14 protein-coding genes are annotated in these 15165 nt (G+C 74.7%); 9 read left to right on the top strand and 5 right to left on the bottom strand.

The window, feature by feature from the left end:
• Positions 1-7: 7 nt before the first annotated feature.
• The 5 genes from CHC11_RS27790 (at position 8) to CHC11_RS27770 (ending at position 4721) form a co-directional block, all read left to right on the top strand.
• On the top strand, positions 8-229 hold the full coding sequence (locus CHC11_RS27790; RefSeq protein WP_089314798.1) for a Flp family type IVb pilin: 222 nt from the start codon (positions 8-10) through the stop codon (positions 227-229).
• Between the two features lie 53 nt (positions 230-282).
• Positions 283-675, top strand: a complete 393-nt coding sequence (locus tag CHC11_RS27785; protein ID WP_245919863.1) for a TadE family protein — start codon at positions 283-285, stop codon at positions 673-675.
• Complete coding sequence (locus CHC11_RS27780; RefSeq protein WP_245919861.1) at positions 672-1130, top strand: TadE family protein; 459 nt, start codon at positions 672-674, stop codon at positions 1128-1130. The genes CHC11_RS27785 and CHC11_RS27780 overlap by 4 nt, the downstream gene beginning before the upstream one ends.
• Positions 1127-1612: a TadE/TadG family type IV pilus assembly protein gene (locus CHC11_RS27775; RefSeq protein ID WP_245919859.1), complete on the top strand. Its 486-nt coding sequence runs from the start codon at positions 1127-1129 to the stop codon at positions 1610-1612. The genes CHC11_RS27780 and CHC11_RS27775 overlap by 4 nt, the downstream gene beginning before the upstream one ends.
• Positions 1613-1676: 64 nt before the next feature.
• Positions 1677-4721 carry a bacterial transcriptional activator domain-containing protein gene (locus CHC11_RS27770; protein ID WP_089314796.1) on the top strand — a complete coding sequence of 1015 codons (3045 nt, stop codon included), beginning with the start codon at positions 1677-1679 and terminating at the stop codon, positions 4719-4721.
• Here CHC11_RS27770 and CHC11_RS27765 read toward each other — a convergent pair.
• The 4 genes from CHC11_RS27765 to CHC11_RS27750 form a co-directional block, all read right to left on the bottom strand.
• Positions 4718-5923 (bottom strand): YncE family protein, encoded by a 1206-nt coding sequence (locus CHC11_RS27765; protein WP_089314795.1) that lies wholly within the window; start codon positions 5921-5923, stop codon positions 4718-4720. The genes CHC11_RS27770 and CHC11_RS27765 overlap by 4 nt on opposite strands.
• Positions 5924-6027: 104 nt before the next feature.
• Positions 6028-7086, bottom strand: a complete 1059-nt coding sequence (locus CHC11_RS27760; RefSeq protein WP_089314794.1) for an NYN domain-containing protein — start codon at positions 7084-7086, stop codon at positions 6028-6030.
• 90 nt (positions 7087-7176) lie between these two features.
• Positions 7177-7419 (bottom strand): acyl-CoA carboxylase subunit epsilon, encoded by a 243-nt coding sequence (locus tag CHC11_RS27755; protein WP_089314793.1) that lies wholly within the window; start codon positions 7417-7419, stop codon positions 7177-7179.
• Between the two features lie 30 nt (positions 7420-7449).
• Positions 7450-9042 (bottom strand): acyl-CoA carboxylase subunit beta, encoded by a 1593-nt coding sequence (locus CHC11_RS27750; RefSeq protein ID WP_218826278.1) that lies wholly within the window; start codon positions 9040-9042, stop codon positions 7450-7452.
• Between the two features lie 167 nt (positions 9043-9209).
• Between CHC11_RS27750 and CHC11_RS27745 the strand changes: the two genes are divergently transcribed.
• Positions 9210-11810 carry a phosphoenolpyruvate carboxylase gene (locus tag CHC11_RS27745; protein WP_089314792.1) on the top strand — a complete coding sequence of 867 codons (2601 nt, stop codon included), beginning with the start codon at positions 9210-9212 and terminating at the stop codon, positions 11808-11810.
• Positions 11811-11812: 2 nt separating this feature from the next.
• Complete coding sequence (locus CHC11_RS27740) at positions 11813-12259, top strand: GNAT family N-acetyltransferase (RefSeq protein WP_089314791.1); 447 nt, start codon at positions 11813-11815, stop codon at positions 12257-12259.
• A gap of 40 nt (positions 12260-12299) precedes the next feature.
• Here the strand turns inward: CHC11_RS27740 and CHC11_RS27735 are convergent, their stop codons facing one another.
• Positions 12300-13073 carry an enoyl-CoA hydratase/isomerase family protein gene (locus CHC11_RS27735; RefSeq protein ID WP_089314790.1) on the bottom strand — a complete coding sequence of 258 codons (774 nt, stop codon included), beginning with the start codon at positions 13071-13073 and terminating at the stop codon, positions 12300-12302.
• An 80-nt stretch (positions 13074-13153) separates the two neighbouring features.
• On the opposite strand from CHC11_RS27735, the gene CHC11_RS27730 reads away from it, so the two are divergent.
• Together CHC11_RS27730 and CHC11_RS27725 are read left to right on the top strand one after the other, a co-directional pair.
• Entirely contained in the window at positions 13154-14032 is an 879-nt protein-coding gene (locus tag CHC11_RS27730; RefSeq protein ID WP_089314789.1) for a biotin--[acetyl-CoA-carboxylase] ligase, read from the top strand.
• A gap of 123 nt (positions 14033-14155) precedes the next feature.
• Positions 14156-15163, top strand: coding sequence for an adenylate/guanylate cyclase domain-containing protein (locus tag CHC11_RS27725; RefSeq protein ID WP_089314977.1), 1008 nt, complete (start codon positions 14156-14158; stop codon positions 15161-15163).
• Positions 15164-15165 lie beyond the last annotated feature (2 nt).

The following is a 15165-nucleotide window of genomic DNA, read 5'->3' as shown; positions in this document are numbered from 1 at the left end:
TGTCACGATGAGTCCGCTCAATCCCCTGAACGACCCGGCCGTCGTCTACTTGCGCGCCCTGCTCGGCACCCGCCTGGCGCGGTTGCGAGACGAGGAGGAGCGGTGCCGCGGCGCGTCCGCGATCGAATGGGCGATCATCACCGCGATCCTCGCGCTGATCGCGATCACGATCGGGGCGGTGATCCAGAAGAAGATCCAGGACAAGGCCAACAGCATCAACACGGGCTGACCGCCGTGCGGCCCAGGGAACCCGGCGTCTCCTCAGACGCGGGTGCTTCGTCGATGGAGTGGGCGCTGCTCACCCCGGTCCTCATCCTGATGATGCTCGTCGCGGTGCAGTTCGCCATGGTCTTCCACGCCCGGCATGTCGCCCTCGCGGCGGCGCAGTCGGGCGCCCGCGTCGCGCGCACCTCCCCGGTCGGCGGCGGCTGGGAGGGCGCGGCGACCGCGAAGGCGAGCGGCAGCGTGCGCGAGATCGGCCCCGACCTGCTCAGCGGACTCCAGGTCAGGGCGGGAGAGGACGACGACGAGCGCTGGGTCGAGGTCAGCGGTGAGGCCGTCCAGGTCGTCCCGTTCATGTCGTTCCACGTGTCGCAGCGCTCGCAGGGCCCGATCGAGTGCTTCCGTCCCGACGCCGGTTCCGGGACGGCCTGCCAGCGGGGAGCCGGCCGATGAGCGCCCGCGTGCCGCGTCCCGCCGCCGACGGCGGTTCCATGTCCCTGGAGATGGTCCTCGTCACGCCCATCTTCGTCGCTTTCCTGCTGTTCCTCGCGGGCGCGGGGCGGATGGTGGACGCCAAGAGCCAGGTGGACGGCGCAGCCCGCGACGCCGCCCGCGCCGCGTCCATCGCCCGCAGCGCGGGAGCCGCGCAGAGCCTCGCCGCCGACACGGCGTCCGCCGGGCTGCGCGGCACCGCCTGGTGCTCGGGCGGTCCCTCCGTGCGGACCGACGTGTCGCGCTGGGGGCCGGGCGGCAGCGTCGGCGTGACCATCACCTGCGACGTCGACCTCGGCGACCTGGCGTTCATCGGGCTGCCCGGCAGCAAGCGGCTCCAGGGCCGGGCGATCGCGCCCGTCGACACCTTCACCTTCCGCGGGACCGACGGCGAGCCGCCGGAGGACGCGCCATGACGAGATCGCGCACCGCGCGGGGAGCCCGGGCCGCGCGGGGAGCACCGGCCGCGGGCGACGGCCGCGACCGGGGCACGATCGCGATGTACACGGTGCTGTTCACCCCCGTGGTCATCCTGCTGGCCGGGCTGCTCGTGGACGGCGGTCTCGCCATCCACGCCCGGCAGCGCGCCGCGGACATGGCCGAGCAGGCCGCCCGCGCGGGGGCGAACCAGATCGACACCGACGCCCTGCGGCGGACCGGCGAACCCGTCCTGGACCCGGGCAGGGCCCGCGCGGCGGCGTGCGACCTGCTGGCCTCCTACAGCGACCAGGTGACCGGGTCGCAGTGCGACGCCAGCGAGCAGGAGGTCGCCGTCAGCGTGCGGATCAGCGTCCGGCCCCAGCTGCTCGGGATCATCCCGGGCTTCGGCGAGTTCCAGCTGACCTCCAGCGCGACCGCCCGCCCCGTTACGGGCGGACCGGGAGGAGCCAACCCGTGAGCATCGGCGAGAACAGATCTACCATGAGGACGACGTCCAGGGACCGGAGAACGGCAGGGGCGCGATGGTGACGCGGCAGGGGCGCAGGACACCCGTCCGGGTGGGAAGGCGGCGCAGCACGGGCGACGTGCTGGCCGGGATCGGGGCGCTCGTCCTGCTCGCCGCGCTGATGGCCGGCGTCCCGTTCGCGCTGCTGACGATCTTCGGGTCGCCGCTGCCGGACCACGTGCCGTCGGCGTCCGACCTCACGCACAAGGTGGGGCCGGGCTCGCTCATCGCGATCCTCGTGGTGCTGGTGTGGCTGGCCTGGATCCAGCTGGCGGCGTGCGTGGTCGTCGAGGTGTACGCGGGGATCCGCGGCGTCGGCGTCCCCGCCCGGGTGCCGCTCGCGGGCGGGACGCAGTCGCTCGTGCACCGGCTCGTCGTGGCCGCGCTGCTGCTGTTCACCGCCACCACGGCGATCATGCCGGCGCTCGCCGGCGGCGGGCTGGCCCAGCGTCCGCCCGCCGTGCAGATGCAGCCGCAGTCGCAGGAGTTCCACCGGATCCCCGAGGCGCCGGAGCGTCCGGCCGCCGCCCCGGCCGCCGAGAACCTCGCCGCGCATCCGACGGAGAAGGCCGCCACCACCAAGATCTACCGGGTGCACCCGCCGGAGGGCCGGCACCACGAGTCCCTGTGGGAGATCGCCGAGAAGTGCCTCGGCGAGGGCCGCCGCTACAACGAGGTCTACTCCCTCAACAAGGGCCACATCCAGCCGGACGGGACGCGCCTGACGATCGCGAGCCTGATCCGTCCCGGCTGGATCCTGGAGATGCCCGCGGACGCCAAGCACGCGCAGGTCATCCCCACCAAGGACCTCCACGACTACTTCAAGCACGGGCACGCCGTCCCCGACGCGCCCGCCAAGCCGAGCCCGGCGCCGCCCACGGCGCCGAAGCCCACCCCGCCGGCGCAGCAGACGCCGCCCAAGCAGCAGACACCGCCGCAGCAGACAGCGCCGCCGCAGCGGACACCGCCGGCCCAGCAGACGCCGCCCGCGCACCAGCCGCCCGCGCACGAGGCGCCGCCGACGCAGCCGCCCGCCTCGCAGGCTCCGCCGGCCGCCCCGCGGCCGTCGGCCCCGCAGACCCCGGCGCCGCAGCACACCGAGCCGAAGGCGCCCGCGCAGGAGAGATCAGAGACCGCGCAGCCGCCCGCGCACGACGGCGGGCCGGAGAGGCCCTCGGGCGAGACCGCCGGCGCGTTCGACGTGAGCTGGCCGCACGGCCTCGCGGCGGCGTCGCTGCTCGCCGCCGGGCTGCTCGGCGCGCTCGGCCGGCGGCGCCGTACCCAGATGTGGAACCGCGCGTTCGGGCACATGATCGTCCGGCCCGAGGGGGCGGCGGTCGAGGCGGAGCGCGCGCTGCGGATCGGTGCCGACGACGACGCGGCGCGGCTGCTCGACCTCGGGCTGCGGCACATGTCCAAGTCGATGGCGGCGGGCGGGCGCGCCCTGCCGACCATCTACGGCGTGCACCTCGGGCGCGGCAGCCTCGACCTGTGGATCGCGCCCGCCGACCGGAACCCGCCCGCGCCCTGGCAGGCGTTCGACGACGGGCAGGTGTGGCGGCTGAGCGCCGACGCGCTGCCGGGCCTGGAGGCCTCCGACCTCGTCGACGTCCTCGCCCCCTACCCCGGCCTGGTCTCGGTCGGCACGAACGACAACGGCCGCATCCTCGTCGACCTGGAGGCCGCGCACGGCCTGATCGCACTGCGCGGGCCCGAGGACACCCGCCGCGCCGTGCTGTCGGCGGTCGCGCTGGAGCTGGCCACCAACCGCTGGTCCGACCACATGCGGATCACGCTCGTCGGGTTCGACGCCGAACTCGGCGAGGGCCTGAGGGAGATCGCACCCGACCGCGTCCGGTCCGTCCCGACGCTGGAGGACGCGCTGCCCGAGCTGGAGGCGCGCAGCGAGGAGGTCCGGCAGGCGCTCGCCGCGTCCGGCGTCGACTCGGTGCTCACCGGGCGCTGCCGCGGCGTGTTCGGCGAGGCGTGGATGCCGCACTACCTGATCATGGCGGACCAGCCTCCGGAGCGGGAGGCGGACCGGCTCGTCGCGCTGGCCCGCACCGGCACCCGGATGGCCGCCGGCTACCTCGTCCCCGGCGACGTGCAGGGCGCCACCTGGACGTGGGACGTCGACGCCGCCGGTCGCCTGCAGGCCGGCGTGCTCGGCTTCGACGTCGAGGCGCAGATGGTGGGCGACGACGACTACCGCGGCGTGTTCGAGCTGTTCCGGACGGCCGCGCGGCTGGAGCCGGTGGAGCTGCCCGGCCTCGCCGGCGGCGAGGAGCCGCCGACCGCGCAGGAGTCGTCGGTGGAGGTCCGGCTTCTCGGCCCCATCGAGGTCGAGGCGCCGGGGCCGATGGACGAGTCCCGCCGCGAGCTGTGCACGGAGCTGCTGGTGTACCTCGCGGCGCACCCGGAGGGCGTCCATCCGACGGTGCTGTCGGGCGCGGTCTGGCCGCGCGGCGTCAGCGCCGGGGTCCGCGACGCGTGCGTGGCCCGCGTGTCGGACTGGCTCGGCCGCGACGCCCGCGGCCGCCCCAACCTGTACTACGACGACCGGGGCCGGATCCGGCTCGGCTCCGAGGTGCGCGTCGACCTGAACGTGTTCCGCTGGCTGATCTGGCGGTCCGCCGCCGAGCCCGCGTCCGAGACCGCCTACATGGCGTACGCGCTGGACCTCGTCCGCGGCCCGCTCCTCGCCGACCGGCCGCGCGGCCGCTACGTCTGGCTCGCCGACCACGACCTGGAGTTCGAGGCGCCCGCGCGGGTCATCGACGTCGCGCACCGCCTCGTGGTGCTGCGGCTGGAGGAGGGCGACCCGCGCGGCGCGGTCGGCGCGGCCCGCGCCGGCCTGCGGCTCGCTCCCGAGGACGAGGGCCTGTGGCGCGACCTGCTCCGCGCCACCCACGCGACCGGCGACGTCGCACAGGTCCAGGTGGCCGTGGACGAGCTGCGCGGCCGCGTCGGCCGGGACCCGCTGTTCGACGGGCTCCAGCCCGAGACGGAGGCGCTCGTCGAGGAGCTGCTCCCCGACTGGCACCACGTCGGATCCCGCTAGCGGTACAGGCCGGTGCCGCCGAGCGAGTAGCGGCCGGGCTGGGGGTGCACGCAGAGCCCCGCCGGGCGCCCGCCGACCCGGACGGACCGGACCAGGCGCCCGGTCCGGGTCGAGACGGCGTAGACGAGCCCGGCGGGGTCGGCGAGCCACAGCACCGTCCCGTCCGAGGACACCCCGCCCGGCGCCGGTGATCCGCCGCCGGGCAGCGGCCAGCGCGCCGCGACCCGCCGCGATCCGAACTCGACCGCGGTGACGGCGCCGCCGCCCACGACGAAGAGCCGGCCCGCGTCCCGGCTGATCGCCAGGCCGCGGGCGCCGGGCCCCGTCCGGACGAACCCCAGCAGGGCGAACCGCCGGGCGTCCACCAGCCACACCCCGCCGTGGCGGGCGTCCGCGACGTAGAAGGCGGACCCGTCGGGGGAGAGCCGCAGGTCGCCGGGCCGCGCCCCGTCCGGCAGCCGGACCGTGCCGGACACGGCGCGGCCCGCCAGGTCGACGCGGGCGAGCAGGCCGGCGGCGGTGCACGTGGCCACCATGGACGCGCCGTCGGGGGTGAAGTCGGCGTGGCCGGCCGCGCACGGCAGGGGCGCCGACGCCCGCGGCGCCATGGTGCGCGGGTCGCGCAGGTCGATCCGGTCCGGACGGCGCGCCAGGACCAGCGCGTCGTGCCCGTCGGGGGTGAAGTAGAGCCGGGTCGGCGCGGTGACCCCGACCGGGCCGCCCCGTCTCCCGCTGCGCGGCCCGAGCGGGACGAGCAGGCCGTTCGCGCGGTCGGTGGCCCACAGCCGCCGCAGATCCCACGAGGGCGCCACCTGCGACACCGTCGCCCCGGTGCGGAACCGGCCGACGAGCCGGAGCCCGGCGGGGTCGAGGACGTCGATGTAGGGGCCGTTCGGCACGTACAGCCGCGGCGGCAGCCCGCGCGCCGCCGGGGCGAGCATGCCGGGGCCGGTGGCGGCGTAGACGCGGTCGCCCGCGGGCGCTACGGGCGGCCCGGACTCGGACGCGCGCGGAGCGGCTCCGCCCGGGTGCGCCGGCAGGTAGGGCGCGGGCCCGCCGAGCCCGACGACCGGGTCGTCCGGGGAGCCCTCCCCGGGCCGGTAGAAGGGGACGGGCGACTCGCATCCGGCCAGGCCGGTCAGCGCGAGGGCCGCGGCGAGCGGCAGCGCGGCGGCCCGTGATCGTCCCTTGTGAGGTTGCATGCTCGGTCTCCCCCAATCACGGCGGGGACCTTACCTAGGGACGACGCTCGGTATCCGGCGCATTGCCAAACGTGTTCCGGGCGGCGGCGGTATCGCGGTATCGGCTAGACGGACTTGCCGATGCCTATGCCGAACTCGCGGTAGACGCGCTCCCAGAAGCCGTCCCGCAGCCAGGTGCGGGCCTCCTGGTAGGGGCGCAGCGAACCGCCGAGCTCCTTCTCCGCCTCGATCAGCAGCTCCTTGTCGATGACGGGCGGCAGGATCGGGCCGGGGAGCAGGTCGCGGATGTTGTCCCGGCCCCGCTCGAAGATCCACTTCTGCGCGACGTGCTCGCCGATCTCCAGCATGTGGTCGCGGTCGGGGCCGAGCTTGCCGTCGGACGGCGCGGCCGTGGCGGAGTTCAGCGACGCGGCCACCGTCGCGGGCGTGGCGGCGCCCGGCACCGGGACGGCCGCGCGGGCCGCGGCGGGCGTCGGCTTGACCGACGGGGGACGTCCCGCGAACACCTGCGACGGCGACGGGACGGGGTTGGCGCGCTGCGCGGCGGCCGCGGCGTCGCGGACCGCGGCGGCGGAGCCGGGCGCGGGCGCCGGCAGCACCTTGGCCTTGGTGAAGTACGGGCGCAGGAACTCGGCGGGCAGCACCTCGACCGTGTCGGACTCCCACACCAGCCACTCGGCCTGGTTGGAGCCGTGCGTCGGCTCCACGCCCCACAGGTGCACGCGGACGCCGTAGCGCTGCGCGGCCTCCACGGCGGGCAGCATGTCCTCGTCGCCGGCCAGCAGCACCGCGTCGGTGATCGCGCGGTGCCGGGCCAGGGCCTCCAGGTCGGCGCGCAGCTGGGCGTCCACGCCCTTCTGCTGGCCCTGCGCGTTCAGGTTGCCGAGGCGCAGCTTCACCAGCGGCAGGTTGGCGATCACCCGCTGGTCGACGGTCGGCTGGCGCTTCGGCGCGGCGTCGAACCAGTACACCCGCAGCAGCTCGCCGCGCCGCTGCTCGTCGGCGTGGTCGGTCAGCGCCTTGATCAGCTTCTCGGCGGCGACCCGGTACTCCCGTCGGGATCCGCAACCGAGCAGCAGGGCCCCGGAGGCCGCGTAGAGGTACCCCGCGTCGACGAAGATCGCATATCGCGCTGGCTGTGGGACGTACTCCGAGGTGGCCATGGCCTTCCACCCTATTCGTGCGGAGCGCCCCGCCGGGTGCGAACCACGGTTACATGTCGCGGGGCGGCCCGGCGAGGCCCGCGTCGGGCGTCAGCGCGGCAGGCCGCTCGCCCTCCACGCGCCCGGCCCCCGCGGCATCGGCCCGTCCGCGAGCGCGGCGCGGACGAGCCGGGAGCGGTCGGCCCAGCGCGACGGCGCGGGCGGGGCCGCGCCGTCCCGGGACGCGGCGGCCGCCCCGGCGCGGGCGGTCAGCACGGCGACGAGCGCCGCGACCTCCTCCGGACCCGGGTCGCCGCGGACGACCCGCAGGAACGGCTTGCTGTCGGCGGTCACGAGATCTCCCACCTTCCGGGCGTGTCCCCGCTAGAGCGGGATGTTCCCATGCTTCTTGGGCGGGAGCGTCTTGCGCTTCTCCCGCAGTGCCCGCAGCGCCCGCACCACCTGCCCGCGCGTCTCGGACGGCTTGATCACGTTGTCGACGTAGCCGCGCTCCGCCGCGATGTAGGGGTTGGCGAGCGCGTCCTCGTACTCGGTGATCAGCTCGGCGCGGCGGGCGTCGGGGTCGTCGGCGGCGGCCAGCTCGCGCCGGTACAGGATGTTCACCGCGCCCTGGGCGCCCATCACGGCGATCTGCGCGGTCGGCCACGCCAGGTTGATGTCGGCGCCGAGGTGCTTGGACCCCATGACGTCGTAGGCGCCGCCGTAGGCCTTGCGGGTGATGATCGTGACGAGCGGGACGGTGGCCTCGGCGTAGGCGTACAGCAGCTTCGCGCCGCGCCGGATGATCCCGTTCCACTCCTGGTCGGTGCCGGGCAGGAAGCCGGGGACGTCCACGAACGTCAGCACCGGGATGTTGAAGGCGTCGCAGGTCCGGACGAACCGGGCGGCCTTCTCGGAGGCGTCGATGTCGAGCGTCCCGGCGAACTGCATCGGCTGGTTGGCGACGATGCCGACCGAGTGGCCCTCGACCCGGCCGAACCCGACGATGATGTTGGGCGCGTACAGCGCCTGGACCTCCAGGAACTCGCCGTCGTCCAGCACGTGCTCGATGGCGGTGTGCATGTCGTAGGGCTGGTTCGGCGAGTCGGGGATGAGGGAGTCGAGCTCCTCGTCCACCTCCGACGGGTCGACGGGCACGTCGAACGCGGGCGCGTCGGACAGGTTGTTCGACGGCAGGTACGACAGCAGCGCCTTGACGTACTCGATCGCGTCGTCCTCGTCCGACCCCTGGTAGTGGGCGACCCCGGAGCGCGCGTTGTGCGAGTGGGCGCCGCCGAGCTCCTCCATGGTCACCTCCTCGCCGGTGACCGTCTTGATGACGTCCGGCCCGGTGATGAACATGTGGGACGTCCGGTCCACCATGACGATGAAGTCGGTGATCGCGGGGGAGTACACGGCCCCGCCCGCGCAAGGCCCCATGACCAGCGAGATCTGCGGGATGACGCCGGAGGCGTGCACGTTCCGCTTGAAGATCTCCGCGTACAGGCCGAGCGCGACCACGCCCTCCTGGATCCGCGCGCCGCCGGAGTCGTTGATGCCGATCACCGGGCAGCCGGTCGTGACCGCGTGGTCCATGACCTTGCAGATCTTCTCGCCGAAGACCTCCCCGAGGGAGCCGCCGGAGACGGTGAAGTCCTGGCTGAAGACCGCGACGGGACGTCCGTCCACCGTGCCGTACCCGGTGACGACGCCGTCGCCGTAGGGGCGGTTCTTCTCCATCCCGAAGTTGGTGGAGCGGTGCCGCGCCATCTCGTCGAACTCGACGAACGAGCCGGGGTCCAGGAGCGCGTCGATCCGCTCCCGGGCCGTCATCTTGCCCTTGGCGTGCTGCTTCTCCACGGCACGCGCCGAGCCGGCGTGCACCGCCTCGTAACGGCGCCGTTCCAGGTCCGCGATCTTTCCCGCCGTGGTGTGGACGTCGTAGTCCACCGGGGGTTCAGGGGCTTCCATCGCCATGCGCGCCAGGGTAACCGCCCGCTGATGCCGCGGTCGCGGCCGGGGCCCGCTGACCGGGACGGACGCGGGCCCGGGGGGGAGGCGCGGCCCGGTGGGAAGGGGCCTCGCGGCCTCTCGTTACCCTTGGGCGGGTGGCTACGAAGACGCGAGACATCCTCCGGCAGGACATGCCCGAACCGCTGCGCCGCGACGTGCGGCTGCTCGGCGCCATGCTCGGCGACTCCCTCGTGGAGTACGGCGGCCAGGGGCTTCTGGACGACGTCGAGCGGCTCCGCCATGCGGTGATCGCGGCCCGCCGCGGCGAGACGGGCGGGGACGAGGTCGCCGCCCTCGTCGACGGCTGGTCGCCCGAGCGCGCCGGGCAGGTCGCCCGCGCGTTCACCGTGTACTTCCACCTGACGAACCTGGCCGAGGAGCACCACCGCATCCGGACGCTGCGGGAACGTGACACCGGGGGCACCGTCGCCGGGTCCGTGGCCGCCGCGGTCGAGGAGATCCGCGCCGCGGGCGACGGACGGCTCGACGCGGTCGCCCGGGGCCTGGAGTTCCGGCCGGTCTTCACCGCGCACCCCACCGAGGCCCGCCGCCGCGCGGTCGTCACCGCCATCCAGCGGATCAGCGACCTGCTGGCCCGGCTGAACGGCGACCCCGGCGCGAGCGAGCGCGAGGAGACCGAGCGCAGCCTCCGCGAGGAGATCGACCTGCTGTGGCGGACCGCGCTGCGCCGGGTCTCGCAGATGGACCCGCTGGACGAGGTCCGCACCGCGATGGCCGCGTTCGACGAGACGATCTTCCGGGTCGTCCCGCACGTCTACCGGTCCCTGGACCGCGCCCTGGAGGGCGACGCCGCCGGCGAGACCCTCGGTGCCCGCCCGCCGAAGGTCCGCCCGTACCTGCGGTTCGGCAGCTGGATCGGCGGCGACCGCGACGGCAACCCCTACGTCACCGCGCAGGTCACCCGGGACGCCGTCATGATCCAGGCGGACCACGTGCTGCGCGCCCTGGAGGCGGCGTGCGCCCGGATCGGCCGGGAGCTGACCGTCCACGAGTCGACCACCCCCGCGTCCGGCGACCTGCTGAACGCCCTCGCCGCCGCCCGCACCGCCCACCCGCGGCTGGTCGGGGAGACGGCCAAGCGCTCGCCCGGCGAGCCGCACCGCCGGTTCCTCCTGCACGCCGCCGCCCGCATCTCCGCGACCCGCGAGCGCGACGCCGACCTCGCCTACGCCTCCCCGGAGGAGCTGCTCGCCGACCTGCGCACCGTGCAGGACTCCCTCGCCGCCGCGGGCGCCCCCCGGCAGGCCTACGGGCGCGTCCAGCATCTCGTCTGGCAGGTCGAGACGTTCGGCTTCCACCTCGCCGAGCTGGAGATCCGCCAGCACTCCGAGCTGCACGAGAAGGCCCTCGCCGAGGTCCGCTCCGGAGGTCCGCGCTCGGAGATGACCGAGGAGATCCTGGAGACGCTCCGGGTCATCGCCTGGATCCAGCAGCGGTTCGGCGTCCGCGCCTGCCACCGCTACATCGTCTCCTTCACCCGCTCCGCCGACGACATCGCCAACGTGCACGCCCTCGCCGAGACCCTCGGCGACGGCGCGCCCGTCCTGGACGTGATCCCGCTGTTCGAGACGGGCGAGGACCTGGAGCGCGCGCCGTCCGTCCTCGACGGGATGCTGGAGATCCCGGCCGTCCGGCGCCGCCTGGAGGACACCGGCCGCCGCCTGGAGGTCATGCTCGGCTACTCCGACTCCGCCAAGCAGCTCGGCCCGACCAGCGCCACCCTGCGGCTGTACGACACGCAGGAGGCCCTCGCCGCGTGGGCGGCCCGGGGCGACGTCAGGCTCACGCTGTTCCACGGTCGCGGCGGCTCCCTCGGCCGCGGCGGCGGGCCCGCCAACCGGGCGATCCTCGCGCAGGCGCCGGGCTCGGTCGCGGGCCGCTTCAAGGTCACCGAGCAGGGCGAGGTCATCTTCGCCCGCTACGGCCACGCCGAGATCGCCAAGCGGCACGTCGAGCAGGTCACCAGCGCCGTCCTGCTCGCCTCGACCGACGCCGTCCAGGACCGCGCCCGCGAGGCCGCCGCCCGCTTCCGCCCCCTCGCCGACAAGATCAGCGAGGCGGCCAGGGCCGCGTTCCGAGCCCTCATCGAGACCGAGGACTTCGCCGTCTGGTTCGCCCGGGTCAGCCCCCTGGAGGAGATCGCCCAGCTGCGCATCGGCTCCCGCCCGGCCCGCCGCAAGGCCGCCCGCGGCCTGGAGGACCTGCGCGCCATCCCGTGGGTGTTCGCCTGGACGCAGACCCGCGTCAACCTCCCCGGCTGGTACGGGCTCGGCAGCGGCCTCGCCGCCGTCTCCGACGACGGCCGCGACCTCGCCGAGCTGCGCGAGGCCTACGAGGCGTGGCCGCTGTTCAACACCCTCCTCGACAACGCCGAGATGAGCCTCGCCAAGTCCGACCGCGCGATCGCCGAGCGCTACCTGGACCTCGGCGGGCGCCCCGAGCTCTCCGAGACGGTCCTGACCGAGTACGACCGCACCCGCCGCCTCGTCCTGGCGGTCACCGGCCACGACCGCCTCCTGGAGAACCGCAAAGTCCTCTCCCGCGCGGTCGAGCTCCGCAACCCCTACGTGGACGCGCTCTCCCACCTGCAGCTGCGAGCCTTGAAGGTGCTGCGCGCCGGCGTGCACGACGACGCGGAGCGCGCCCACCTGGAGGACCTGCTCCTGCTGTCGGTCAACGGCGTCGCCGCCGGGCTCCAGAACACGGGATGACGATGATCAGACCTGCCGTCCCGGCGGACCGCCCCCGCGTCGAGGAGATCGTCGAGGCGGCCTACACCCCCTGGGCCGAGATCATCGGCGCGCGCCCGATCCCCATGGACGCCGACTACGCGGCGCTGATCGGTGCCGGACAGGTCTTCGTGACCGGCCCCGGCCCGGACGGCCTGATCGTCCTCATCCCCGAGGACAGCGCCCTGCTGGTGGAGAACGTCGCCGTCGCCCCCGACCGCCACGGCCGGGGCATCGGCCGCACCCTCCTGGCGTTCGCCGAGGACCGCGCCCGCACCCTGGCCCTGCCCCGCCTGCGCCTCTACACCAACGAGCTGATGACCCAGAACATCGCCCTCTACGAGCGCCTCGGCTACCAGGAGACGACCCGCGAAGGCATAGCCGGCCGCACCGTGGTCCACATGACCAAACAAACCCCCGTCCAGCCCTAGCACCCCCGTGACGGGGGTTCCAGGGGGTCGCCCCCCTGGGCTAGGAAGGCCAGACTGGTTTGCGCTTTTCGTTGAAGGCGGCGATGCCTTCGCGGCGGTCGGCGGAGAAGGCGGCCGTGCGCCAGGCGTTCTCTTCGAGGTCGAGGGCGGCGTCCAGGGCGGTGCCGCCGCCGAGGCGCATGGCGCGCTTGGCGGCGCGGACGGCGGTGGGGGAGTTGCGGGCGATCACTTCGGCGATGCCGAGGGCCTCCTCGCGGGCGGTGCCGGCGGGGACCCGGCGGTCGGCGAGGCCGTAGGCGAGGGCCTCCTCGATGCGGAGGCGGCGGCCGGTGAAGACCAGGTCGGCGGCCTTGCCGGGGCCGAGGCGGCGTAGGGCGAGCTGGGTTCCGCCGCCGCCGGGGACGAGGCCGACGCCCACCTCGGGGAGGCCGAACACGGCCGACTCGTCCGCGACGACGATGTCGGCGGACAGCGCGAACTCGCAGCCGCCGCCGAGGGCGTAGCCGTGCACGGCCGCGACGACCGGCTGCGGGAGGTTCAGGACGCCGCCGAACGCGGCGCGGAAGACGGGGCGCTGCGCGAGGATCTCCTCGTCGGTCATCGCGCCCCGCTCCTTGAGGTCGGCGCCCACGCAGAACGCCTTCTCCCCGGCGGCGCCGAGGACGACCGCGCGGACCGAGGCGTCGGCCGCGACCTCGGCGCACACGGCCGCGAGGCGGCGGGCCATCGCGGTCGACAGGGCGTTGAGGGCTTCGGGGCGGTCCAGCACGATCTCCGCGACGTGCCCGTCGCGCCGCAGCGTCACACCATCCATGGGGGCACCCTAACGAGCGCGGCCGCCGCGGCCGGACGCCGGTCCCAAGATCGAGAACGTCATGGGGTTGGATTGGTGGTGTGAGCGACTCACGGTATGGGGATCTCGGCCGGCCGCCGTTGCACGAGGCGGCGCTGCGGCGCGCGCTCGTGCGGGAGGGCGGGCTGTGGCGGGACGTCCGCGTGGTCGAGGAGACCGGGTCCACCAACGCCGACCTCGCGGAACGGGCGCGCGAGGGCGCGCAGGAGGGGACCGTGCTGGTCACCGAGCTGCAGACGGCGGGCCGGGGGCGGCTCGGGCGGACCTGGACGGCGCCGCCGCGGTCGGGGCTGACGTTCTCGGTGCTGCTGCGCCCCCGGCTGCCCGTGGCGCGGTTCGCGTGGGCGTCGCTGCTGACGGGCGTCGCGGTCGCCACCGCCCTCCGGCGGATGACCGCCTGGTCGCAGGCCGGCGAGGGGTTCCTCGGCGACGGCGGCGACGGGGGCGAGGCCGGCGACACCGCGGTGGACGTCCGCCTCAAGTGGCCGAACGACGTGCTGGTCGGGGACCGCAAGATCGCCGGGATCCTCGCCGAGATGGTCGACGGCGGGCTCGTGGTCGGGGTCGGGCTGAACGTGGGGCTGAGCGAGGAGGAGCTGCCGGTGCCGACCGCGACGTCCCTCGCGATCGAGGGCGCGCCGCTCAGCGACCGGGCGCCGCTGCTGCGCGCGATCCTGCGCGAGTTCGGCACCTGGTACCAGGAGTGGACGGCGCTCGGCGGCGATCCGGAGAGCAGCGGGCTGCGCACCGCGTACCGGGACCTGTGCGCGACCCTCGGCCGCGAGGTGCGGGTGGAGATGCCCGGCGGCGGGCGGCTGGCCGGGACGGCGCGGGACGTGGACGAGGCGGGGCGGCTCGTGGTGGCCGGACCGGACGGCGACACGGCGGTCAGTGCGGGCGATGTGGTGCACGTCCGGTGAACGAGACGGGACGATCCGGCATCCGGCCGTTGACGTTGATGCTGATCTGCGACGATATGTGCGGGTACCGATGCACGACGCCGCCGCCACGGCCCACGGCGGCTGCGGACTGAGGGGCGGATGATGGCGGCCGGATTGCCGGATCCGAAGGAGATCGAAGAGCTCCTGCTCGGGGGCGAGCTGCGGTACAACCGCGGGGAGGCGGTCCGCCGGTCCGGGGTGTCCCGGGACTTCGCCGGCCGGGTCTGGCGGGCTTTCGGCTACCCGTCGATGCCGGACGAGACGATCGCCTACACCGAGGGCGACGTGGCGGCGCTGAACAAGCTCCGCAGTCTCGTCGACGACGGGATTTTGGACGAGGACGGTGTGATCCGGCTGGTCAGGGCGTTCGGCCAGACCATGACCAAACTCGCCGAGTGGCAGGTCAACCTGCTGCGCAGCATGCTGACGCAGGATCCGACCGAGACGCCGTCCGCGCAGGCGGTGGACACGGTGGTGGACATCGCCGAGAAGCACATCGGCGACTTCGAGCCGCTGGTGCTGCACGCCTGGCGGCGGCAGCTCGCGGCCGCGGGGACGCGGGCGCTCGCCGCGGCGGCGAGCCGGGAGAACGGCGATTCCGCGGGCCGGCCGATGACCACGGTCGGGTTCGCGGACATGGTCTCCTTCACCCAGGTCAGCCGGGAGCTGGAGGAGATCGAGCTGGCCCGCGTGGTGGAGTGGTTCGAGGAGACCGCCGCCGACATCATCGCCTCCTGCGGGGGCCGGCTGGTGAAGACGCTCGGCGACGAGGTGCTGTTCAGCGCGGGGACGCCGGAGATCGGCGCGGAGATCGCGCTGACGGTGGCGGCGGCGATCCAGGACGAGACCGAGGTCCCGGACGTGCGGGTCGGCGTCGCCCACGGGCCCGTCCTGCCGCTGATGGGCGACGTGTTCGGCACGACCGTGAACCTCGCGGCCCGGCTCACCTCCCTCGCCCGGCCGGGCGCGGTGGTGATCGACGCCGAGCTGGCGGCGCGCCTGGAGAAGGCGCCGGGCTACGAGGTCACGCGGATCGTCAAGCGCCCCGTGCGCGGCCTCGGCATCGTCCAGCCGTACGTGCTGCGCAGGAGCGGTGGGCGGGCGACGTAGGG

The sequence above is a fragment of the Actinomadura mexicana genome (assembly GCF_900188105.1).
Taxonomy (GTDB): domain Bacteria; phylum Actinomycetota; class Actinomycetes; order Streptosporangiales; family Streptosporangiaceae; genus Spirillospora; species Spirillospora mexicana.
The sequence above is the reverse complement of the archived record's forward strand: the minus strand, read 5'-3'. Positions and strand labels throughout refer to the sequence as shown.

Coding starts and splice junctions, on each gene's coding strand:
- CHC11_RS27735 (WP_089314790.1), bottom strand. CDS start 13,073: ATGGATGGTGTGACGCTGCGGCGCGACGGGCACGTCGCGGAGATCGTG.
- CHC11_RS27775 (WP_245919859.1), top strand. CDS start 1,127: ATGACGAGATCGCGCACCGCGCGGGGAGCCCGGGCCGCGCGGGGAGCA.
- CHC11_RS27780 (WP_245919861.1), top strand. CDS start 672: ATGAGCGCCCGCGTGCCGCGTCCCGCCGCCGACGGCGGTTCCATGTCC.
- CHC11_RS27765 (WP_089314795.1), bottom strand. CDS start 5,923: ATGCAACCTCACAAGGGACGATCACGGGCCGCCGCGCTGCCGCTCGCC.
- CHC11_RS27790 (WP_089314798.1), top strand. CDS start 8: ATGAGTCCGCTCAATCCCCTGAACGACCCGGCCGTCGTCTACTTGCGC.
- CHC11_RS27725 (WP_089314977.1), top strand. CDS start 14,156: ATGGCGGCCGGATTGCCGGATCCGAAGGAGATCGAAGAGCTCCTGCTC.
- CHC11_RS27750 (WP_218826278.1), bottom strand. CDS start 9,042: ATGGCGATGGAAGCCCCTGAACCCCCGGTGGACTACGACGTCCACACC.
- CHC11_RS27760 (WP_089314794.1), bottom strand. CDS start 7,086: ATGGCCACCTCGGAGTACGTCCCACAGCCAGCGCGATATGCGATCTTC.
- CHC11_RS27740 (WP_089314791.1), top strand. CDS start 11,813: ATGATCAGACCTGCCGTCCCGGCGGACCGCCCCCGCGTCGAGGAGATC.
- CHC11_RS27785 (WP_245919863.1), top strand. CDS start 283: ATGGAGTGGGCGCTGCTCACCCCGGTCCTCATCCTGATGATGCTCGTC.
- CHC11_RS27770 (WP_089314796.1), top strand. CDS start 1,677: ATGGTGACGCGGCAGGGGCGCAGGACACCCGTCCGGGTGGGAAGGCGG.
- CHC11_RS27745 (WP_089314792.1), top strand. CDS start 9,210: ATGCCCGAACCGCTGCGCCGCGACGTGCGGCTGCTCGGCGCCATGCTC.